General features: G+C 61.8%; 21 protein-coding genes. 16 read left to right on the top strand and 5 right to left on the bottom strand.

Annotation, left to right across the window (positions count from 1 at the left end):
* The first annotated feature begins 33 nt into the window (after window positions 1-33).
* The 14 genes from FMF02_RS01245 to rsxA all read left to right on the top strand — a co-directional run bounded on the left by FMF02_RS01245 (window position 34) and on the right by rsxA (window position 13,479).
* Window positions 34-1,527, top strand: a complete 1,494-nt coding sequence (locus FMF02_RS01245; protein WP_141411933.1) for a GH3 auxin-responsive promoter family protein — start codon at window positions 34-36, stop codon at window positions 1,525-1,527.
* Window positions 1,528-1,836: 309 nt separating this feature from the next.
* Window positions 1,837-2,454, top strand: coding sequence for a deoxynucleoside kinase (locus tag FMF02_RS01240; RefSeq protein ID WP_141411932.1), 618 nt, complete (start codon window positions 1,837-1,839; stop codon window positions 2,452-2,454).
* A gap of 2 nt (window positions 2,455-2,456) precedes the next feature.
* Window positions 2,457-3,818 (top strand): methyltransferase RsmF C-terminal domain-like protein, encoded by a 1,362-nt coding sequence (locus FMF02_RS01235; RefSeq protein WP_141411931.1) that lies wholly within the window; start codon window positions 2,457-2,459, stop codon window positions 3,816-3,818.
* 20 nt (window positions 3,819-3,838) lie between these two features.
* Window positions 3,839-4,339 (top strand): MerR family transcriptional regulator, encoded by a 501-nt coding sequence (locus FMF02_RS01230; protein WP_141411930.1) that lies wholly within the window; start codon window positions 3,839-3,841, stop codon window positions 4,337-4,339.
* 2 nt (window positions 4,340-4,341) lie between these two features.
* Window positions 4,342-5,133, top strand: coding sequence for a Nif3-like dinuclear metal center hexameric protein (locus FMF02_RS01225; protein ID WP_019131095.1), 792 nt, complete (start codon window positions 4,342-4,344; stop codon window positions 5,131-5,133).
* 90 nt (window positions 5,134-5,223) lie between these two features.
* Entirely contained in the window at window positions 5,224-5,985 is a 762-nt protein-coding gene (locus FMF02_RS01220) for a zinc ribbon domain-containing protein (RefSeq protein ID WP_019131094.1), read from the top strand.
* Window positions 5,986-6,335: 350 nt separating this feature from the next.
* Complete coding sequence (locus tag FMF02_RS01215) at window positions 6,336-7,919, top strand: NAD+ synthase (protein ID WP_141411929.1); 1,584 nt, start codon at window positions 6,336-6,338, stop codon at window positions 7,917-7,919.
* Window positions 7,920-7,925: 6 nt separating this feature from the next.
* Window positions 7,926-8,342: a SoxR reducing system RseC family protein gene (locus tag FMF02_RS01210; protein ID WP_141411928.1), complete on the top strand. Its 417-nt coding sequence runs from the start codon at window positions 7,926-7,928 to the stop codon at window positions 8,340-8,342.
* Entirely contained in the window at window positions 8,342-9,247 is a 906-nt protein-coding gene (locus FMF02_RS01205) for an RnfABCDGE type electron transport complex subunit B (protein ID WP_019131091.1), read from the top strand. Before FMF02_RS01210 ends, FMF02_RS01205 begins: the two co-directional genes overlap by 1 nt.
* Before the next feature lie 19 nt (window positions 9,248-9,266).
* On the top strand, window positions 9,267-10,616 hold the full coding sequence (gene rsxC, locus FMF02_RS01200; RefSeq protein WP_019131090.1) for an electron transport complex subunit RsxC: 1,350 nt from the start codon (window positions 9,267-9,269) through the stop codon (window positions 10,614-10,616).
* A 27-nt stretch (window positions 10,617-10,643) separates the two neighbouring features.
* Window positions 10,644-11,615: an RnfABCDGE type electron transport complex subunit D gene (locus FMF02_RS01195; protein ID WP_019131089.1), complete on the top strand. Its 972-nt coding sequence runs from the start codon at window positions 10,644-10,646 to the stop codon at window positions 11,613-11,615.
* 10 nt (window positions 11,616-11,625) lie between these two features.
* Window positions 11,626-12,318 (top strand): RnfABCDGE type electron transport complex subunit G, encoded by a 693-nt coding sequence (locus FMF02_RS01190; RefSeq protein WP_244611598.1) that lies wholly within the window; start codon window positions 11,626-11,628, stop codon window positions 12,316-12,318.
* Window positions 12,311-12,895: an RnfABCDGE type electron transport complex subunit E gene (locus FMF02_RS01185; RefSeq protein WP_019131087.1), complete on the top strand. Its 585-nt coding sequence runs from the start codon at window positions 12,311-12,313 to the stop codon at window positions 12,893-12,895. The genes FMF02_RS01190 and FMF02_RS01185 overlap by 8 nt, the downstream gene beginning before the upstream one ends.
* Window positions 12,896-12,897: 2 nt before the next feature.
* On the top strand, window positions 12,898-13,479 hold the full coding sequence (rsxA, locus tag FMF02_RS01180) for an electron transport complex subunit RsxA (RefSeq protein WP_019131086.1): 582 nt from the start codon (window positions 12,898-12,900) through the stop codon (window positions 13,477-13,479).
* A gap of 67 nt (window positions 13,480-13,546) precedes the next feature.
* Here the strand turns inward: rsxA and FMF02_RS01175 are convergent, their stop codons facing one another.
* The 5 genes from FMF02_RS01175 to thiL form a co-directional block, all read right to left on the bottom strand.
* The gene (locus FMF02_RS01175; RefSeq protein WP_019131085.1) at window positions 13,547-13,819 is read right to left on the bottom strand and encodes an FtsB family cell division protein; all 273 of its coding nucleotides are present in this window, start codon (window positions 13,817-13,819) and stop codon (window positions 13,547-13,549) included.
* 4 nt (window positions 13,820-13,823) lie between these two features.
* Window positions 13,824-14,456 carry a 7-carboxy-7-deazaguanine synthase QueE gene (locus FMF02_RS01170; protein WP_141411927.1) on the bottom strand — a complete coding sequence of 211 codons (633 nt, stop codon included), beginning with the start codon at window positions 14,454-14,456 and terminating at the stop codon, window positions 13,824-13,826.
* Complete coding sequence (gene hpt / locus FMF02_RS01165; protein WP_019131083.1) at window positions 14,449-14,994, bottom strand: hypoxanthine phosphoribosyltransferase; 546 nt, start codon at window positions 14,992-14,994, stop codon at window positions 14,449-14,451. The genes FMF02_RS01170 and hpt overlap by 8 nt, the downstream gene beginning before the upstream one ends.
* Window positions 14,995-15,134: 140 nt before the next feature.
* Window positions 15,135-16,232: a hypothetical protein gene (locus FMF02_RS01160; RefSeq protein WP_141411926.1), complete on the bottom strand. Its 1,098-nt coding sequence runs from the start codon at window positions 16,230-16,232 to the stop codon at window positions 15,135-15,137.
* Window positions 16,233-16,349: 117 nt separating this feature from the next.
* Window positions 16,350-17,297 (bottom strand): thiamine-phosphate kinase, encoded by a 948-nt coding sequence (gene thiL, locus FMF02_RS01155; protein ID WP_141411925.1) that lies wholly within the window; start codon window positions 17,295-17,297, stop codon window positions 16,350-16,352.
* A 490-nt stretch (window positions 17,298-17,787) separates the two neighbouring features.
* Here thiL and aroQ point away from each other — a divergent pair, with 490 nt between their 5' ends.
* Together aroQ and pyk are read left to right on the top strand one after the other, a co-directional pair.
* A complete protein-coding gene (gene aroQ, locus FMF02_RS01150; protein WP_141411924.1) occupies window positions 17,788-18,210 on the top strand; it encodes a type II 3-dehydroquinate dehydratase in 423 nt (140 codons plus the stop codon).
* A 19-nt stretch (window positions 18,211-18,229) separates the two neighbouring features.
* The gene (pyk, locus tag FMF02_RS01145) at window positions 18,230-19,705 is read left to right on the top strand and encodes a pyruvate kinase (protein ID WP_141411923.1); all 1,476 of its coding nucleotides are present in this window, start codon (window positions 18,230-18,232) and stop codon (window positions 19,703-19,705) included.
* The last annotated feature ends 4 nt before the right edge of the window (window positions 19,706-19,709 follow it).

Here is a 19,709-nt window from a genome sequence, read left to right as displayed (position 1 = left end):
GAGCGGCGAGGCGCAGTTGTAACTGATTTTCCGGTGTCATTCAAGAGTACGATTTTACGGACTTTTTTCTCGTTGCGCAGCCGTTCGGTCGAACGGTTCCGGCGTCGTCCCGCCGAGACGCAGCGCAAAGAACTCGAACGGTTGCTGCGCGAATGCGCACGAACCGAGTTCGGACGACGGTACGGTTTCGGGGAGATCCGCACGCCCGAAGCGTTCGCGCAGCGGGTGGAGCGGTTCGATTACACGTCGTTCAAACCCTACGTCGAGCGGATGATGGCGGGCGAGGCCGATGTCGCGGCGCCCGGCCGGGTGCGGTGGTTCGCCCGTTCGTCGGGCACGACCTCCGAGCGGAGCAAATACCTGCCCGTCACCGACGTCTCGCTGTGGCGCTGCCACACGCGGGGGCTGCGCGACGTGGCGACCCTCTACGTGGGGCAGTATCCCTCGACACGGGTATTCGAGGGGAAGACCCTGACGCTCGGGGGCACCTGTTCGAAGAGCGGCGGAATCGTCGTAGGCGACCTGTCGGCGCTGCTGGTCGAGCGAACTCCTTTTTGGAGCGGCTGGTTCCGCACGCCGCGCCGCGAGACGGCATTGCTGGCCGATTTCGACGAGAAGGTCGAACGCATCTGCCGCGAGTGCGCATCGGAGCGGGTGACGGCCTTCGCCGGTGTCCCGTCGTGGAACCTGGCGCTGTTGCGCCGCATGGTGGAGTACACGGGGCGCCGCAACCTGTGCGAGGTATGGCCGCATCTGGAACTGTTCGCTCACGGAGGCGTGGGGTTCGAACCCTACCGTGCGGCGTTCCGCGAACTGATCCCTTCGGCGGGGATGCACTACATGGAGACTTACAACGCCTCGGAGGGATTTTTTGCCATCGCCGACGATGCGTCGCGCGACGACATGCTGCTGATGCTCGATTACGGCACCTATTACGAGTTCCGCGACGGCGACGAGGTGGTGCCGCTCGAAGGCGTGCAGGCGGGGCGGCGGTATGCGATGCTCATTTCGTCGTGCAACGGGCTGTGGCGTTACGAGTTGGGCGACGTGGTGGAGTTCACCTCGACCGATCCCTACCGGATTCGGGTCGCCGGGCGTACGCGCCAGTTCATCAACGCTTTCGGCGAGGAGGTGGTCATGGAAAATGCCGAACGGGCGGTGACGGTCGCCGCCGAAGCCACGGGTGCCGTGGTGTCGGAGTATACGGCCGGTCCCCGCTACATGACGCTGCACGGGCGGGGCGCCCACGAATGGATCGTGGAGTTCGGCCGCGCTCCGGAGAGTTTCGATGCCTTTGTCCAAAAGCTCGACGGCGAACTGATGCGGCTCAACTCCGATTACGAGGCCAAACGCCGCAGTACGATGGCGCCGCCCGAGATGCATGTCGTTCCGGCGGGTACGTTCGCCCGCTGGATGCTTCGGCGCGGCAAAAACAAGGTTCCGCGCCTTGCCAACGACCGCAGGGTGTTGGAGGATGTGCTGGCGACGACGGCCGAACAGGATGCGGCGGTAGGCGTGCGGGGGTAGCGGCCCCGGCGGCTGTGGTGTCGCGGTTCGTCGGCAGCGGTCGGAGTTGCACGAGCCGTTTCGTGTGAGAGCACTTCGCCGCACGGGGCGACGGCGCGCAGCACTGTCGGGAAGATGGCAGCAGGAACGTCCGGCGGCAGGTGTGAATTGATAACGAAGGAGAATATAGAGTTCGGATTTCGTTTGAATCCCTCCCTTTGCCAAAGGGAGGGGCGAAGGGGAGGGAATGTCGGCATCCGCGCAGCGGCAATGTGCGGCGTGAACGTCCGGCGGCAGGTGTGAATTGATAACGAAGGAGATTATAACGACATGTACATTGCAATTGCGGGAAATATCGGCAGCGGAAAGACGACGTTGACCGAGATACTGACCCGGCACTACAACGCGAAGGCCTACTATGAGGAGAGCAACAATCCTTATATCGGCGATTTCTACAACGACATGCAGCGGTGGGCGTTCCACCTGCAAATCTATTTTCTGGGCAGTCGTATCCAGCAGACGCTCGATATGCTCGCATCGGGCGACGACGTGATCGTTCAGGATCGCACGATCTACGAGGACGCCCACATCTTCGCCGACAACCTGCACCAGATGGGGCTGATGTCGACGCGCGATTTGGAGACCTATATGGGGATTTTCCGGCTCGGTTCGGGGTTCATTCCCCGCCCCGATCTGCTGATCTATCTTCGGGCGAGCGTGCCGACGCTCACCGCGCAGATCCGCAAACGCGGGCGCGACTACGAAATGAATATCGACGAGGACTACCTCTGCCGTCTGAATGCCAAGTACGAACACTGGGTCAACGACATCTACGACGGCGAAGTGCTCCTGGTCGACAAGGATACGGAGGATTTCGTGGAGAATCCCGCCGTGTTGGAGAAGATTTGCCGGCGGATCGACCGGTTGCGTAACGAACAGAAGCGTTGACGATGCTGCCTGCGAAATTCGTCGAACGCGTCCTGCGCGAACTGGGTCCGGACGAGGGCGGCGCGTTGTGCCGTGCGCTGACGGGCGAACCGTCCGTTTCGGTGCGGCTCAATGCGGCCAAGGGACTCGCCGCACCCTCCGGCCGTCCGATCGGTTGGAGCTCGGGGGGATACTGGCTCGATGCCCGTCCGTCGTTTACGCTCGACCCCGATTTTCACGCAGGACGCTACTATGTGCAGGAGGCGTCGTCGCAGTTCGTCGGCCATATCGTCGCGGCGTGCGGCGGAATCGGGGGCGGACGCGTGCTCGATCTGTGCGCCGCTCCGGGAGGGAAGACGACCCTCTATTCGACGCTTGCGGGGCGCGGCGGGCTGGTCGTAGCGAACGAGATCGTCCGCAACCGTGCCGCCGTGCTGGCCGACAATGTCCGTAAATGGGGCGTGGGCAACGTGGTCGTGACGGTCAACGATCCGTCGCAGGTCGCCCGTCTCGAAGGGTGGTTCGACGCGGTGGCGGTCGATGCGCCCTGCTCGGGCGAGGGGATGTTCCGCAAGTCGGAGGAGGCGCGCACGGAGTGGAGCGAGGCCGGCGTAGCGCTGTGCGCCGAACGGCAGCGGGGTATTCTGCGCGAAGCGTGGCGGGCCCTGCGTCCCGGCGGATTGCTGTTGTACAGCACTTGTACCTTCAACTTTACGGAGAACGAAGGAGTGCTGCGCGACTTCTCGGCCTGGGCGGCCGGCGAGACCGAACCTGCCGAACGGATCGCGGTCGATCCGGCGTGGGGCGTCGTGTGCGGCGCGGAGGGCGATTTCCAGACCTTCCGCTTCTATCCCCACAGGGTGGAGGGCGAGGGCTTTTTCGCGGCGGCGGTGCGCAAACGTGCCGCCGGCGGCGAGCGGCGGCGAGTGCTCAGACCGCAGCGCGACCCGCTGGCGTGGGCCGACCGCCGTGCCGTGCAGGAGTTGGAGCGGTGGGTGGAGGAGCCCGAAGCGATGCGGTTCGCTGCCGTGGGCGATACGTTCTACGGCTATTGGCAGCCGCAGGCGGAGGCCGTGGCGATGCTTTCGGGTGTGTTGAACGTCATTGCGTCGGGGGTGGAGATGGGACAGCTTTTCAAGGGCGTTCTCCGGCCGGCCCATGCGCTGGCGCTCTTCACGGGGCTGCGCCGCGGGGCTGCGGCCGTGTGCGAGTTGCCGCCGGAGGAGGCGCTGCGCTACCTGCGTCGCGGCGAGGTGGCTGCCGACCGTTTCGCGGAAGGGATGAATCTGGTGACGGCCGACGGTGCGGCGCTGGGATTCGCCAAGCGGATCGGGCGCCGTTGCAACAATCTGTATCCGAATTCGCTCAGGATACTCAAAGGATAGGACGATAAATTTTACGGGATATGGCAAAGAAACTGTTTTATTCGATGGGCGAGGTGTCGGAGATGTTCGATGTGAACCCCTCTCTGATCCGGCATTGGGAGTCGAAATTCGAGGTGCTGAAACCGCAGAAGAACAAGAAGGGCAACCGGATGTTCACGCCCGAGGACGTGGAGAACCTCAAACTGATCTATCATCTGGTCAAGGAGCGCGGGATGACGCTCGACGGCGCCCGGCGGGCGTTGAAGGGAGGCGGTATGCCGGGCGTGGCGCGCGATATGGAGCTGCTGGAGCGGTTGCAGTCGATCCGCGCGCAGCTCGTTGAGGTGCGCAACGAGTTGAAGGAGAGTGCCGAACGGGCGATCGTAGTCGATTCCGACGTGCCCGAAGCGGCACCGGCGCCGGTTGCGCCGGCGGCAGAGGTTCCCGCGGTACAGTCGCAGGCCCGGCGGCGCGGACGCCGCAAGAAGGAGGAGCCCGAACATAAGGAGTTATTCGCGTTTTACGAACAGTCGCTTTTCTGACCATGAAGATCAAGGAGATAACCGACGCGATCGAGCGTTTCGCGCCGCTTGCGTTGCAGGAGGGATACGACAATGCCGGTCTGGTGGTGGGCGATCCCGAACGGGAGGTCGGCCGTGCCCTGCTGGCCGTGGACGTGACCGAGGAGGTGCTCGCCGAAGCCGAGCGGGAGGGCTGCGACCTCGTCGTGACGCATCATCCGATCGTCTTCCATCCGCTCAAACGACTCAACGAAGCCGATTATGTGCAGCGGTGCGTGGCGCGGGCCGTGCGCCGGGACATCGCGCTCTACGCCTGCCACACCAATCTGGACAGCGCCCCGAACGGCATGAGCTGGCGGCTGGCTTCCGAGTTGGGAATCGGTTCGCTGCATGTGCTGGCGCCGTCGCCCGACAAGGGCGAGGGGGTGGGTTTCGGCGTGGTGGGCGAGCTGCCCGAAGCCGTGCCGACGCTCGACTATCTGCGCGAGGCGGGGCGGCGGCTCCGCGTCGGGGCGTTGCGCCACAGCCGGATCGTGCACGAACGGGTGCGCCGCGTGGCGGTTTGTACCGGTGCCGGCGGGTCGCTCCTCGGCGAAGCCCTGCGTGCGGGCGCCGAGCTCTATCTGACGGCCGATCTGAAATATAACGACTTCATGGCCCCTTCGGGACGGCTCACGGTGGCGGATATCGGCCATTTCGAAAGCGAATATTGCGCAATTGAGATTTTATTTGAGATTTTTTCGAAAAATTTGCGTACCTTTGCCGTTCGCAAGAGCCGCTGCTCTTGCAATCCGGTGAATTACCTTTGTTTATGACGTTTTCGGTGGCGCGAGGGCCGGTCTGCTTGCAGGCTGCGGTCGGGCGGAGAGGACGCAGAAAAGAAGTTCAATCATTAAATACGACATATGGCAGCACAGAAGAAAACAGCCGAAGTCGATTACTCCATGCAGGAGAAAATTCTGGCACTCTACGAGTTGCAGAAAATCGATTCGAAGATCGACGAAATCAACAAAATCAAAGGCGAGCTTCCGTTGGAGGTACAGGATCTGGAAGATGAGTTGGCCGGTCTGAACACCCGTATCGAGCATATCAACGGCGAGATCGAGGAGTTGAACGCCCTGACGAAACAGCGTAAGCGCGAGGTGGACCAGGCCAAAATCCTCATCGGCAACTATAAGGAGCAGCAGAACAACGTGCGCAACAACCGCGAGTTCGACGCCATTACCAAGGAGATCGAGTATCAGGAGCTCGAAATCGAACTGGCCGAAAAGCGTCTCAAAGAGTACGCGGCCGCTGTCAAGGCCAAGAAGGCGCTGCTGGAAGAGACCGAAGGGATCGTCGCCGACCGGAAAGCCGATTTGGAGGTAAAACAGGGCGAGTTGAAGAGTATCGAGGAGGAGACGGCTTCGCAGGTCGCCGAATTCGGCGAGCAGGCGGATGTCGCCAAGGCCAAGATCGACGAGCGCCTGCTGGCAGCCTACAACCGGATTCGCAGCAACGTGCACAACGGGTTGGCCGTAGTGACCGTCAAGCGCGATGCGTGCGGCGGCTGCTTCAATCGGATTCCGCCTCAGCGCCAGGCCGATATCCGTCAGGGCAAGAAGATCATCATCTGCGAATACTGCGGTCGTATTCTGGTCGCCGACCCCGACGGCGCGGAAGAGTAGTCCGGTAACGGGACATAGCGGAGGTTTCGTTTCTTTCGAGGCGGAACCTCCCTCTTTTTGCGGTGTTCTGCGGGCCGTGCCTCCGGCGCGGTCGCCGCCGGTCGGGAACATGTCTTCTTTCCGCCGATTGCGGGGCGGGAGGCAGCGGTTGCGCTCGGCCGAACGGCGGGATTGCGCGGAGGTTTGTACGGGGCGGTGTCGGCGTGCTGTCGGCACCTCGTGCCGTGGCTGCCGGAGTTTCGTCTCAGAGCGAGACGCCGCGCGGCATATTTTAGGAGAAAACGTGCCAACTTCTCCAAATAATCGTTACCTTTGCACAATATATATTGGAAAATTAAAATTCCTGATAGATGAAAATCGCTCTTGCTCAGTTGAATTATACGATCGGCGACATTGAAGGGAACAAGTCGAAAATCATCGGCGCCGTCGAGCGGGCCAAGTCCGAGGGCGCCGATCTCGTCGTCTTCGCCGAGCAGGCCCTCAGCGGAACGCCCGCCCTGGATCTGTTGTGCAAAACGACGTTTATCGAACTTTGCGAGGAGGCGTTGGACGAGATCGCTTCGCATTGCGGCCGTATCGCGGCCGTCGTGGGTGTTCCCGTGCTGACCGAATGCGGTACGGTGAGCGCCGCCGCCGTCATCCAGCATGGCGAGGTCGAGCGTTGCATAAGCAAGCGTTTCATCACCGCACGCCGCGAAATGGGATTTCTCGTTCAGGGAAGCGGCTGCGAGACGATCACGATCTGCGGCGAGCGGGTGGCCGTCATCGTGGGGGACGACCTGAGCCGCACCTCCAATTTCGACAAGTCGGTCGATCTGATCCTCAGCATCAACGCCCGCCGTTTCGGCAAGGGAATGATGACCTATCGCTACAACACGATGCACGATCTGGCATACGTGGAGTCGAAGCGCATCATGCTCATCAACCAGGTGGGCGGTTCGACCGAAATCGTCTACGACGGCACGTCGGCCGTCGTGGGTGCCGACGGGCAGATCGAACTGCTGATGAAGAGTTTCGAGGAGGATTTCGCGATCTTCGACACGCGGGCCGAGCACGAACCGATCGCAGTGCCCTATACCACCTACAAGGATCGTACCCGCATGGTCTATTCGGCCGCGGTCTGCGGTCTGCACGACTATTTCGGGAAGAACGGCTATGCGAAGGCCGCCATCGGCCTTTCGGGCGGCATCGACTCGGCGGTGGTCGCCTGTCTGGCCGTCGATGCGCTGGGGCGCGAAAACGTCAAGGCGCTGTTGATGCCGTCGCAGTTTTCGTCCGACCACTCGGTGGTCGACGCGCGCGAGCTGGCCGACAATCTGGGAATCGCTTACGACGTGGTTCCGATTACGGAGGCTTACAAGGCCGTCGTCGATACGATGAAACCCGTTATCGGCGGTACGGCGTTCGACGCGACGGAGGAGAACATCCAGGCGCGTCTGCGCACGGTGATGCTGATGGCCCTGCAAAACAAATGCGGGTATATCCTGCTCAACTCCTCGAACAAGAGCGAAAATGCACTCGGTTTCTGTACGCTTTACGGCGATACGGCCGGTGCGTTCAGCGTGACGGGCGACCTCTATAAGGGCGAAATCTACTATCTGGCCCGTTACATCAATAAACTGCACGACGACGTGATTCCCGACAGTATCCTTACGAAGGAGCCGTCGTCGGAGCTGCATCCCGGTCAGAAGGACAGCGACATCCTGCCGCCCTACGAGGTGGTGGACGCCATTCTGTTCCGCATGATCGAGGAGGGGCAGCACCGCGAGGAGATCGTCAATGCGGGTTTCGACGCCGAGGTGGTGGAGAAGATTCACCAGATGCTGATGCGCAACGAGAAGAAGCGTTACCAGTTCCCTCCCGTATTGCGGCTTTCGGCCTGCGCGTTCGGTCACGAACGCATCCTGCCGCTGACCAACAAGTACGGCGATTAGGCGGCGATGACGCGGCCGATCGAACATATCGCCACGGTTGTACGCGCGGGCGATGGAGTCGTGGAGGTGGAGCTCACGGCGCAGAGCGCCTGTGCCTCCTGCCACGCACGTATGGCGTGCGGTATGGGCGAATCGACCCGAAAACGGATCGAGATCGCGACGCCCGAGGCCTCGGCCTTCACGGCGGGGGAGCGCGTAACGGTCTCGGTGGAGCGGAATATGGGCATGACTGCGGTCCTTTGGGCCTACGTCGTGCCCTTCGTCGTGTTGTTGGGGGCGCTTGTGGCCGCATCGCTGGCCGGCTGGGGCGACGGTGCGGCCGCGCTGTCGGCTGTGGGCGGCATCGCTCTCTATTACGGGGCGCTCTACCTGCTGCGGGAGCGGTTGGAGAAGAAAATTCATTTCAAAATTCATAAACAATAATGGAAGTATTGCTTTATACGATCCTGACACTTTGCGTGCTGGGAGTATTGGCGGCGATCGTGCTCTATTTCGTCGCCCGGAAGTTCCGCGTCGAGGAAGATCCCCGCATCGATGTGGTGGAGAAGATGCTGCCCGGTGCGAACTGCGGCGGCTGCGGCTTCGCCGGCTGTCGGGGAATGGCCGACGCGCTGGTCAAACGCGAGGATATTTCCGAGCTGTTCTGTCCGGTGGGCGGCGCCGAGGTGATGAAGCAGTGCGCAGCGTATCTGGGCAAGACGGCTCCCGAAAAGGAGGCGCAGACCGCGACCGTACGTTGCGGCGGAACGTGCGCCAAGCGTCCCCGCACGAACCGGTTCGACGGTGCACGGTCATGCGCCGTGGCTGCGTCGCTCTACGTGGGGGAGACGGGCTGTGCCTACGGCTGTCTGGGTTTCGGCGACTGCGTGAGCGCGTGCGCTTTCGGTGCGCTCTCGATGGACCCCGAAACGGGACTTCCGGTGGTCGACGCCGACAAGTGCACCGCCTGCGGCGCCTGCGTCAAGGCCTGTCCGAAGGGGATCATCGAACTGCGCAAGCGGTGGCCCAAGCACCGCGCCGTCTATGTGTCGTGCGTCTCGAAGGACAAGGGGGCCGTGGTGATGAAGGCCTGCAAGGCGGGCTGTATCGGCTGCGGCAAGTGCGTAAAGGTCTGTGCGTTCGACGCGATCAAGGTGGAGAACAACCTGGCTTACATCGATCCGTTGAAGTGCAAACTGTGCCGTAAGTGCGTCAACGAATGCCCTACGGGCGCGATCCGTCTGGTGGGCATGGAGCCGCTGCCGCGCGAACCGAAGGCCGCTCCGGCCGCCGCCGTGAAACCCGCGCCGGCGAAATCTGCGGACGGCGAGTCCCCGAAGAGTGAATAATCAAACAGGAAAGAGTTATATGAAGACATTTCCCATCGGCGGTGTTCATCCGTCGGATAACAAATTGTCGCGGGCCGTGGCCGTCGAGCGCTTCGCGCTGCCCGACGAAGTGCGGATTCCGCTGGCACAGCATATCGGCGCGCCGGCCGTGGCGAAGGTCGCCAAAGGCGACAAGGTGCTCGCGGGGCAGTTGATCGCCGAAGCCGCGAGTTTCATGTCGGCCAACATCCACGCTCCGGTTTCGGGCACGGTGACGGCCGTCGACCTGCAACCCAACGGGCAGGGGGTGCGTCAGATGATGATTACGATCAAGCGCGAAGGCGACGAGTGGGTGCCGGAAGTCGATCTTACGCCCGATCTGGTGCGCGAATGCACGCTCGAACCCAAAGAGATTCTCGACCGGATCAAGGCGGCCGGCATCGTCGGCATGGGCGGTGCGACCTTCCCCACGCACGTGAAGCTGTCGGTACCTCCCGGTAAGAAAGCCGAATTCCTGATTATCAACGGAGTGGAGTGCGAACCTTACCTTACCTCCGATCATCGCACGATGCTCGAAAAGGGCGAGGAGCTGATGGTCGGTACGACGATCCTGATGCGTGCGCTGGGCGTGAAGCAGGCGCAGATCGGTATCGAGAACAACAAACCCGACGCCATCGCGTTCCTGCGCGAGTTGTCGAAGCATTACGAGGGCGTGCGGGTCACGCCGCTGAAAGTACGCTATCCGCAGGGCGGCGAGAAGCAACTGATCGCCGCCGTGACGGGGCGTCAGGTGCCGCCTCCGCCGGGTCTTCCGATCGACGTGGGCGCCGTGGTATGCAACGCTTCGACGACGGTGGCCGTCTACGAGGCCGTGCAGAAGCGCAAGCCGCTCGTCGAGCGGATCGTGACGGTGACGGGCAAGGGCATGAAGACGCCGTCGAACTATCTGGTGCGCATGGGTACGCCGATCGCGTCGCTCGTCGAGGCGGCGGGCGGTCTGCCCGAAGGCGACGTGAAGGTGCTCAACGGCGGCCCGATGATGGGACGCGCGATGGTCGACCTGTCGTCGCCCGTCACGAAGGGCTGTTCGGGCATTACGGTGCTCGGCGGCGCCGAGGCGCAGCGCGGCGCGGAGAGCGCCTGCATCAAATGCGCCAAATGCGTGCAGGCCTGCCCGATGGGGCTGGAACCCTATCTGCTCTCGAAACTCTCGCGCAAACAGTTGTGGGAGCGTCTCGAAGGCGAGGAGGTCACCTCGTGCATCGAATGCGGATGCTGCCAGTTCACCTGTCCGGCCGACCTGCCGCTGCTGGACTACATCCGGTTGGGCAAGCAGCGGGTCATGGGGCTGATTCGCGCCCGTGCGGCGGCCAACGCTCCGAAAAAATAGAACGAAGAAAACAAAAACGGATAATCTATGGCAAATCAATTTTTTGTCGCGCCGTCGCCGCATGTCCACAGTGCGGAGTCCACGACGAAGATCATGCGCGACGTGGTGATCGCGCTGCTGCCCGCGCTGGTCGTCTCGGCGCTGCTCTTCGGTTGGAGCGTGCTGGGCGTTACGGCGCTGTCGGTGGTGTGCTGCGTCGTGTTCGAGTATCTGATCCAGCGGTTCATGCTGCGCGGCGCTCCGACTGTGGGAAACCTCTCGGCGGTGGTGACCGGCGTGCTGCTGGCCTTCAACCTTCCGGCGTCGATTCCGTGGTGGATCGTCGTGATCGGCGCTTTCGTGGCCATCGCCATCGGCAAGATGACCTTCGGCGGTCTGGGCAAGAACCCGTTCAACCCCGCGCTGGTCGGGCGTGTCTTCCTGCTGATCGCCTATCCTGCCCAGATGACGTCGTTCCCGCAGCCGGCCGGTGCCGTGGCCGATGCCTTTTCGGGTGCTACGCCGCTGGCGGCGGTCAAGTTCGGGGCGGTGTCGGCCTCGGCGATCGACTATCAGGACATGCTCTTCGGGTCGATTCCCGGCTCGCTGGGCGAAGTGGCTGCGCTGGCGCTGCTGGCGGGTTTCGTCTATCTGCTGTGGCGTCGGGTCATCACGTGGCATGTTCCGGTGACGATTCTGGCCACCATGGCCCTGTTCGCCTTTTTCGTGGCTCTCGGCCGCGGTTGGACGGGCAGCCTGCTCTACGAGTTTCCCGCTTTCCACGTGCTGGCGGGCGGCGCCATTCTGGGTGCGGTCTTCATGGCCACCGATTACTCCACCTCGCCGATGACCGTGCGCGGCGGTGTGATCTACGCCGTGGGGATCGGCGTCATCACGATGTGCATCCGCCTGTGGGGCGCCTATCCCGAGGGCATGTCGTTTGCGATTCTGGTGATGAACGCCACCGTGCCCCTTATCAATCGATCTGTCAAACCCAAGCGTTTCGGCGCCAAAAAGTAGGAGGACGACGATGAAAAGTACACTTGTGAACATGGTAGCCGTGCTCTTCACGATCACGCTCGTCGCGTCGGCGGGGGTAGGCTATGTCAATATGATTACCGTCGGGCCGATCGCCGAGGCCAAGGCTGCTGCGACCCAATCCGCGCTGCGCGCCGTGCTGCCGTCTTTCGACCGGACCGAGACGACGGAGCTGACGCTCGACGAACTGCCCGTTGCGGTGCATACGGCACGTTCGGGCGAGGCGGTCGTGGGCTATGCCGTGGAGACGGCGAGCAAGAACGGTTTCAGCGGCATGATCCGCATGGTGGTAGGGTTCGACGCCACGGGACGTGTGCTCAATGTCAACGTGTTGGAACAGAACGAGACGCCGGGCCTGGGAACGAAGATGGCCGACGAGGGCAACCCGCTCTTCGCCAGTTTCGAGGGCCGCAATCCGGGCGAGATGAAGCTCGCCGTGAAGAAGGACGGCGGCGACGTGGATGCGCTGACGGCCGCCACGATTTCGTCGCGAGCCTACGTCGACGCCATGGCGCGCGCCTATGCCGCCTACAAGCAGATTGCGGAAGGGGTTGCTCCGGCCGCTTCCGATACGGCTTCGGGGGCTACGGCGACGGGCGGCGATGCTGCGGCCGCGGCCGATTCGGCTGCGGGTGCGACCGCACAAACGGGCGATAACGCTCAGAAAGGAGGAGATAATGAATAAACTGCAACTGATCCTCAAAGGGATCGTCAAGGAGAATCCCACCTTCGTGCTGGTGCTCGGCATGTGCCCCACGCTGGGTACGACGACCAGTGCCGCCAACGGATTCGGCATGGGCGTGGCCACGATGGCGGTGCTGATCTTGTCGAACATCGTCATTTCGCTCATCAAGAACTTCATTCCCGACAAGGTGCGCATTCCGGCCTTCATCGTGGTGATCGCGTCGTTCGTGACCATCGTGCAGATGCTCATGCAGGCCTTCGTGCCGGCGTTGTACGCCACGTTGGGCGTCTTCATCCCGCTCATTGTCGTGAACTGCATCATTCTGGGCCGTGCAGAGGCCTTCGCCTCGAAGAACAATGCCTTCGATTCGGCGCTGGACGGTCTGGGCATCGGCCTGGGCTTCACGCTGTCGCTCACGGTCATCGGCACGATCCGCGAACTGCTGGGCAGCGGCGCCGTGTTCGGCTATTCGCTCGGTACGGCCGACTACATGCCGCTCGTATTCGTGCTGGCGCCCGGCGGATTCCTCGTGCTGGGGTATCTGATGGTCGTATTTAACAAATTAGCCAAGAAATAGTCATGGAGCAGATAACATACTTTGCAATCGTCATCGGAGCCATCTTCGTCAACAACGTCGTGTTGGCTCAGTTCCTCGGCATCTGCCCCTTCCTGGGCGTATCCTCCAAGGTCGAGACTTCGATGGGCATGGGAGCGGCCGTAACCTTCGTCATGGCGCTCACGGCGCTCGTGGCGTGGTCGATCCAGACTTATATCCTTGATCCGTTGCAGATCCAATACATGCAGACGATCGTCTTCATCCTGGTGATCGCGGCGTTGGTGCAGATGGTCGAGATCATGTTGAAAAAGCTCTCGCCGTCGCTCTACCAGGCGCTCGGTATCTTCCTGCCGCTCATCACGACCAACTGCGCCGTGCTGGGCGTGGCGATCCTGATGATCCAGAAGGAGTTCACGCTGTTGCAGAGCGTCGTCTATTCGGTCTCCACGGCCCTGGGCTTCGCGCTGGCGCTGGTGCTTTTCGCCGGTATCCGCGAGCGGTTGGAGTTGGAGGACGTACCCGAATCGTTCCGCGGAACGCCGATCGCGCTGGTGACGGCCGGCATTCTGGCCATGGCCTTCATGGGCTTTTCGGGGCTGGTGTAGACCTTTGCCGGGACGAAAACGAAGGGGCTGCGACATGTCGCAGCCCCTTCGTTTTTATCGAGACCGATTATTTGATGATATAGACCTTCTCGCCCTTGCGTTGCATGTGGAAGTGTTCGCGGGCGTATTGTTCGAGGAAATCGTCCTGTTTGAGTTGTTCGATAAGCGCGCTGTCGCGTGCGATCTTCTCCTCGTAGAGCGCTTTTTCGCGCTCCAGCACCCGAATCTGGCTGCGGATCTTGAATGCGTGGATCAGGTTGCGGCCGGCGGCGAACGCCGTCAGCACGATGATCAGAAGCGTCGCTCCGATCCAGAATTTGCGCACCAGACCGCGTTTCATCGCGTCAGGGAATGTGCATGAATTTGTGCGTCTGGATCGAGATGTTCCATTGCGGATGGGCCTTCGCATATTCGACCAGCAGCGGCATCATCCGTTCGTAGACGCTCCATTCGGGTTGGAGGTAGAGCAGGCAGTCGTCGCCTACGCGGGCGGCGTTCTGTTCGGCCCATTGCAGGTCGTCCTCCCGCTCGACGATCACCTTCAACTCGTGCGCCCGCCGGAAGGCTTCGTCCAGCGGCGGTTGCTGCCGTTTGGGCGAGAGGCACACCCAGTCGAAACGGCCGCTGAACGGATGCGTGCCCGACGTTTCGAGAAAAATTTGCAATCCTCTGTCGTGCAGGGTCCGCGTAAGTATGTCGAGCGGATAGAGCAGCGGTTCGCCGCCCGTGATGACGATCGCACGGGCAGGGCAGGTCAGCGCACGGTCGATGACCACCTGCACGTCGACGGGCGGGTAGCGGCGGGGATTCCACGTATATTTGGCGTCGCACCAGCGACAGCCCACGTCGCATCCGCCCAAACGGATGAAATAGGCGGGTTTGCCCGCGTGGAAGCCTTCGCCTTGAATGGTGTAGAAGTCCTCCACGAGCGGCAGTCTGCGGCCGCCGTCGAACAGTGCGGGATCGGTGTCAATCATTCGTTACGACGTAAATATCTTTGAGATTGCGGCCCAGCTGGTCGTAGTCGAGTCCGTATCCCACGATGAATTCGTTGCCGATTTCGAGGGCGCGGTAGCGGATCGGCAGCGGCTCGCGGTAGGAATTCGGCTTGAAGAAGAGCGTGCAGACTTCGACGCTGGCGGGATTGCGGCGCATGAGGTCGGCGTACATGTGGGCGATGCTGCGTCCCGTGTCGACGATGTCCTCGACGATGATGACGTGGCGTCCTGCGATGTCGTTGTTGAGTCCCAGCAGGCACTCCACGTTCCCTGTCGAACAGGTCCCTTCGTAGGAGGCGAGCTTGACGAACGAAATCTCGCAGGTGAAGTCGATCTTCTTGATCAGATCGCTCAGGAACATGAACGCACCGTTGAGCACCCCGACGAAGATCGGACGCTCCTTGTCGCCGTAATCGGCGTTGAGACGCTCGGCGACGGCTGCGACGGCGCGGTCGATCTCGTGGGCGGGGATCATCACCTCGAAGGTTTTATCGTTCAGCGTTACGGTTTTCTTCATATCGTTTTTGCGGTTTTTGGTTCGGTTTCCGTTTCCGTTTCGATGAAAATACCTTCCAAAGGTAGTGCTTTTTGCGGAATAATTCCAAACCTCGCGCGCGAAACTTTCGTCGGGGAAGCGGGTGTGCGGCGGCCGCACGGTCAGAGGTCGATATTCAGGCCGAGGGTGTAGTTTCTACCGCCGAACCGTAGTTGTTTGAAACCTCCGTCCGCAGAGAGCATCTGTGTGAGATAGATTTGGTTGTCGTCAAATGATTCAAGGAAATCCTCTCCTTTTCGAACGGCGATGGCCGTCACTCCCAATCGTAATCCGATGCGTTTCGTGATACGGTATTCGAGTTCGGCGTTGGCGTGCAGGCCGAATCCGGCGTCGTGATACTCTCCGCTGCGGAGGAATCCTATGCCCATACCGATCCGTTCGCGCAGCAACAATTTCTTACGGGCGAACCGCTGGGCGGCGCCTATTTCGGGGGCGATGTAGTGCATGTGGTTGCATCCTCCGGTGGAGAAGATCCGGCATTGCCAATACGTTGCATATTGATCGTAGATTTTGGCGGTATGAGCGTAGTCGTCGTACCCGTAGATATAACGCACTCCAAAACTGATGCGATAGATGGCATTTGTATAGGTGTATGCCGTTTCGAGACTCCAGCTGCGGTGGTTGTTGCGATGCCATGGAATGCCGGTGACATCAAGTGATGTCCAGCCGGAGAGATAGCCGGCCGCCAGGGTGAAGGCGTGGGCCGGTGCGCGGCGATCGGCACGGAGATTTTCATCGCGTTTGCGCTGTGCTTCCATTGTGTGCTGATAGCGTATGTCCCGTTTCCGCTCCCCTTCGCTGTAATAGCGGGGCAGGATCGAGTCGGCTGCGTAGTACGGGGCGTCGCAGTCGCGCAGCGTCAGCAGTGTCCCCGCCGCCGTATGGCTGCGTCCCCAGAGGAAGCGCCTCGTCGAACAGGTCCGCACGACGGCCAGTTCGGCCCCGTTGCGTGCGGCCGCCCGGCGTAACGGGCGGGTGATGTCGCGTTCGGCGCGGCGTGCCGTACCGCGCATCCGGATAGGACGGATCCGGAAATCGGCGATCTTGCGGGCCGAGTCGGGCGACTCGACCGCCTGCACGATGCGCACCGAATCTTCCGGTATCGGGGCCTGCGGCGTCAGGTTCGTCAGACGGGCGGTCGGCGTACATCCGCATAGAGCCGACAGCATGACGAGGAGGTATCGCTTGGAAACGTCCATGGTACGAGAGAGGATTATGCTCCCAAGATAGCGAATAAATCGGCCGTTTCAAAGGATTTTCGGCCTTTTCGGAATATTTTCCGGACGGAAGCAGTTCTTCGGCCTGCGGGTACGGGCTCAGGCGTTGTGTTCGTACCCGCGCCAGTCGGTCTCGACCCGTCGGCCGCGGTCGAGCCAGACGATTGTGTCGTCCTCGGCTTCGGTGACGGTGCCGATCGGGTAGAGCGGGCGGCCGAAGCGGGATTCGAAAGCCCGGCAGAGCGCCGGCAGGGCTTCGGGTGCGGCCGTGAAGAGCAGCTTGTAATCTTCGCCGCCCGTCAGGGCCGTCACCAGATCGGAGCCGGGTGCGATCGGGATGCGTTCGAGATCGACCGTCGCTCCGACATGCGACTGCTCCGCAATATGCCGCAGATCGGAGGCCAGTCCGTCCGAAAGATCGGTCATGGCGTGCACCTCCGTGCGTTCGCCGAGCCAGAGACCTTCGGCCGTCTGTGCGGCGGGTGCGTTGTGTATACGGGCATTGGGAGTGTCGAGGTTGCCGGCCAGCAAGTCGCACAGTCCGGCACCCGAAGCGCCGAGCGGCCCTGCCACGACGATCGCGTCGCCCGCACGGGCGTCGCTGCGGCGTTTGATGCAGTGGTCGGCGGCACGGCCGACGACCGTGACGTTGACCGTGATGTCGTGCCGCGACGAGGTCGTGTCGCCGCCGGCGAGCATCACCCCCTCCTCGGCCGAGAGATCGCGGTATCCCCGCAGGAACGCTTCGGTCCATTCGTCCGACACGTCGGGCGGCAGCGCCACCGACAGCAGCGTGGCGACGCTCCGTCCGCCCATGGCGGCCACATCGCTCAGATTGACCGCGAGCGCCTTGCGGCCCAATTCGTAAGGGGGCGTGGTGTTGCGCAGGAAATGAATGCCCTCGGTGAGCAGATCGGCGGTGAAGAGCAGCGACTCGCTGCCGCCGATGCCGAGTACCGTGCAGTCGTCTCCCGGCTCCTCGAAGTCGTTGCGGGGCACTCCGGCGAAGAGTTGCCCGATGCGGGCGATCAGTTCGAATTCGGTCATGGGACAAAGATAGTGCAAGCCGAGCGCAGAACCAAATTTATTTGGTTCTGCCGAGGCGCCGCCTATCTAAGCGGAGGCTTGTCCTCCGCAAAGTGTGCAAGCCGGGTGCAGAACCGAATTTATTTGGGATTCTGCCGAAGCGCCGCCTATCTAAGCGGAGGCTTGTCCTCCGCAAAGTGTGCAAGCCGAGTGCAAAAGCAACCTGCGATTGGCAATTTAAGAATTAAAATTAGGAATTCCGTTCCGTCATCCCGAGGATGCGTGAGGATCGGTTGCTGCCGTAGCTGCGGGTCGAAGTCTGCGGAGCACGCCCCTGTGGCGGGCCTCCGCGGGCGGAGGCTTCGGCCTGCGCGGCGCTCAGTGCCGCAATGTTGCGACAGGAGATCGTAACGGCTCGACAGGATGCTGTTTTAATCTTAATTGCGGAGCTGACGTTTGCTTCTGCACTCGACTTTGCGTATCTTTGTCCTCGAAATATATAAGGATGACCATGAAGATTTTGATTCTGAACGGCCCCAACCTCAATTTGCAGGGGCGGCGCGATGTGGCGGTCTACGGGTCGACCGCTTTCGAGGAGTATCTCACGCGGCTGCGAGCGGTTTTCCCCGACGTCGGACTGGACTGTTTCCAGTCGAACGTCGAAGGCGAGTTGATCGATGCGTTGCATCGCAGCGAAGGCCGTTACGACGGCGTGGTGTTCAATGCCGGAGGATATACCCACACGTCGGTGGCGCTGCGCGATGCGGTGGCCGCCATCGCGACGCCGGTGGTGGAAGTCCACATCTCGTCGATCCTGGCGCGCGAGGAGTTCCGCCACGTGTCGCTGCTGGCGCCCGTCGTGCGGGGGTCGATCATGGGTTTCGGTCTCGACTCCTACCGTCTGGGGGTAGAGGCACTTCTTTTGCAGAAATAATTGAAATCAGTCTACGATTATGATTAAACGAACGAAAATAGTGGCGACGCTCTCGGTGCAGCGTTGCACGGAAGAGTTGGTGCGAAGCCTGTTCAAGGCGGGAATGAACATCGTGCGGATCAATTCGGCGCACGCCTCGCTGGAAAATGCCGCCGAGATCATCCGCATGGTGCGCAGCGTTTCGAATTCGATCCCCGTCATGCTCGACACGAAGGGCCCCGAGATTCGCGTGACGCGCATGGACGACGCCTATCCCGACGGCATCCGCTTTGCGGCGGGCGACAGGGTGAAGGTGCGCGGGACGAGCGTCAAAACCGATATTCCCTCGACGCGCGAGGTGATCTACATGAATGTCGAGCACATCGTGCGCGACGTGCCGGCGGGGGCCACGATGCTCATCGCCGACGGCGAAATGGAACTGCATGTCGAACAGAAATCGGCCGAAGAACTGGTCTGCCGCGTCATGCGCGACTGCACGTTGCGTTCGCGCAAGAGCGTCAACGTCCCCAACGTGTCGATCGACCTGCCTTCGGTGACCGAGAAAGACCGCATGTACATCGAGTGGGCCACGGAGAACGGCGTCGATTTCATCGCCCACTCGTTCGTGCGCAGCGCGCGCGACGTCGAAGCCGTGCAGGCGATTCTCGACAGCCGGAACAGCGGCATCAAGATCATCTCGAAGATCGAGAACCAGGAGGGAATCGACAACATCGACGAGATCATCGAAGCCTCCTACGGCATCATGGTGGCGCGCGGCGACCTGGGCGTCGAGCTGCCTGCCGAGATCATCCCCATCACGCAGCGGATGATCGTCGACAAGTGCATCGCCGCCAAACGTCCGGTCATCATCGCCACGCAGATGCTCTACTCGATGGTCGGTTCGCCGCGTCCGACGCGCGCCGAGGTGAGCGATGTCGCCAGCGCCATCTACGAGCGGGTCGACGCCGTCATGCTGAGCGACGAGACCGCTTCGGGGGCCTATCCCGTGGAGTCGGTCGAGACGATGGCGCGCATCGCCAAGGCCATCGAGCGCGACGAAGCCTATTCGACGCCCTTCATCGACATCCACATGGTGTCGGTCAACCACGAGATTACGGCGCAGATCGCCCGTTCGGCGGTGCGCGCTTCGACCAACTTGCCGATTCGGGCGATTCTGCTCGATACGCTGACGGGCCGCACGGGGCGTTACATCGCTGCGTTCCGCCCGACGACGATCGTCATCGCGGTCTGCTACACGTTGCAGGCGCAGCGCTTGCTGGGTCTCTCCTACGGTGTCATGCCGATCCTGCGCAGCAAGAGCAAGGAGGATTCCTATCATTTTCTGGGCGACGCCATGGAGTTCATCAACCAGCGTTACCAGGAGTTGAAGGACGAGGATATGGTCGTGGCCATCGGCGGCAGTTTCGGTGCCGTGCGCGGCGCCTCCTACATCGAGATCGCCACGATCGGCGATATCAAGCGCCGCAACGAGGAGCGTCGGGCGCAGTTGAAATAGCGCG

The organism is Alistipes communis (assembly GCF_006542665.1).
In the GTDB taxonomy this organism is placed as follows: Bacteria; Bacteroidota; Bacteroidia; order Bacteroidales; family Rikenellaceae; genus Alistipes; species Alistipes communis.
This window is presented reverse-complemented; position numbering and strand designations above follow the sequence as displayed.

Coding starts and splice junctions, on each gene's coding strand:
- FMF02_RS01175 (WP_019131085.1), bottom strand. CDS start 13,819: ATGAAACGCGGTCTGGTGCGCAAATTCTGGATCGGAGCGACGCTTCTG.
- hpt (WP_019131083.1), bottom strand. CDS start 14,994: ATGAAGAAAACCGTAACGCTGAACGATAAAACCTTCGAGGTGATGATC.
- thiL (WP_141411925.1), bottom strand. CDS start 17,297: ATGACCGAATTCGAACTGATCGCCCGCATCGGGCAACTCTTCGCCGGA.
- FMF02_RS01160 (WP_141411926.1), bottom strand. CDS start 16,232: ATGGACGTTTCCAAGCGATACCTCCTCGTCATGCTGTCGGCTCTATGC.
- FMF02_RS01190 (WP_244611598.1), top strand. CDS start 11,626: ATGAAAAGTACACTTGTGAACATGGTAGCCGTGCTCTTCACGATCACG.
- FMF02_RS01235 (WP_141411931.1), top strand. CDS start 2,457: ATGCTGCCTGCGAAATTCGTCGAACGCGTCCTGCGCGAACTGGGTCCG.
- FMF02_RS01220 (WP_019131094.1), top strand. CDS start 5,224: ATGGCAGCACAGAAGAAAACAGCCGAAGTCGATTACTCCATGCAGGAG.
- FMF02_RS01230 (WP_141411930.1), top strand. CDS start 3,839: ATGGCAAAGAAACTGTTTTATTCGATGGGCGAGGTGTCGGAGATGTTC.
- FMF02_RS01225 (WP_019131095.1), top strand. CDS start 4,342: ATGAAGATCAAGGAGATAACCGACGCGATCGAGCGTTTCGCGCCGCTT.
- rsxA (WP_019131086.1), top strand. CDS start 12,898: ATGGAGCAGATAACATACTTTGCAATCGTCATCGGAGCCATCTTCGTC.
- FMF02_RS01195 (WP_019131089.1), top strand. CDS start 10,644: ATGGCAAATCAATTTTTTGTCGCGCCGTCGCCGCATGTCCACAGTGCG.
- rsxC (WP_019131090.1), top strand. CDS start 9,267: ATGAAGACATTTCCCATCGGCGGTGTTCATCCGTCGGATAACAAATTG.
- aroQ (WP_141411924.1), top strand. CDS start 17,788: ATGAAGATTTTGATTCTGAACGGCCCCAACCTCAATTTGCAGGGGCGG.
- FMF02_RS01205 (WP_019131091.1), top strand. CDS start 8,342: ATGGAAGTATTGCTTTATACGATCCTGACACTTTGCGTGCTGGGAGTA.
- FMF02_RS01210 (WP_141411928.1), top strand. CDS start 7,926: ATGACGCGGCCGATCGAACATATCGCCACGGTTGTACGCGCGGGCGAT.
- pyk (WP_141411923.1), top strand. CDS start 18,230: ATGATTAAACGAACGAAAATAGTGGCGACGCTCTCGGTGCAGCGTTGC.
- FMF02_RS01240 (WP_141411932.1), top strand. CDS start 1,837: ATGTACATTGCAATTGCGGGAAATATCGGCAGCGGAAAGACGACGTTG.
- FMF02_RS01215 (WP_141411929.1), top strand. CDS start 6,336: ATGAAAATCGCTCTTGCTCAGTTGAATTATACGATCGGCGACATTGAA.
- FMF02_RS01185 (WP_019131087.1), top strand. CDS start 12,311: ATGAATAAACTGCAACTGATCCTCAAAGGGATCGTCAAGGAGAATCCC.
- FMF02_RS01170 (WP_141411927.1), bottom strand. CDS start 14,456: ATGATTGACACCGATCCCGCACTGTTCGACGGCGGCCGCAGACTGCCG.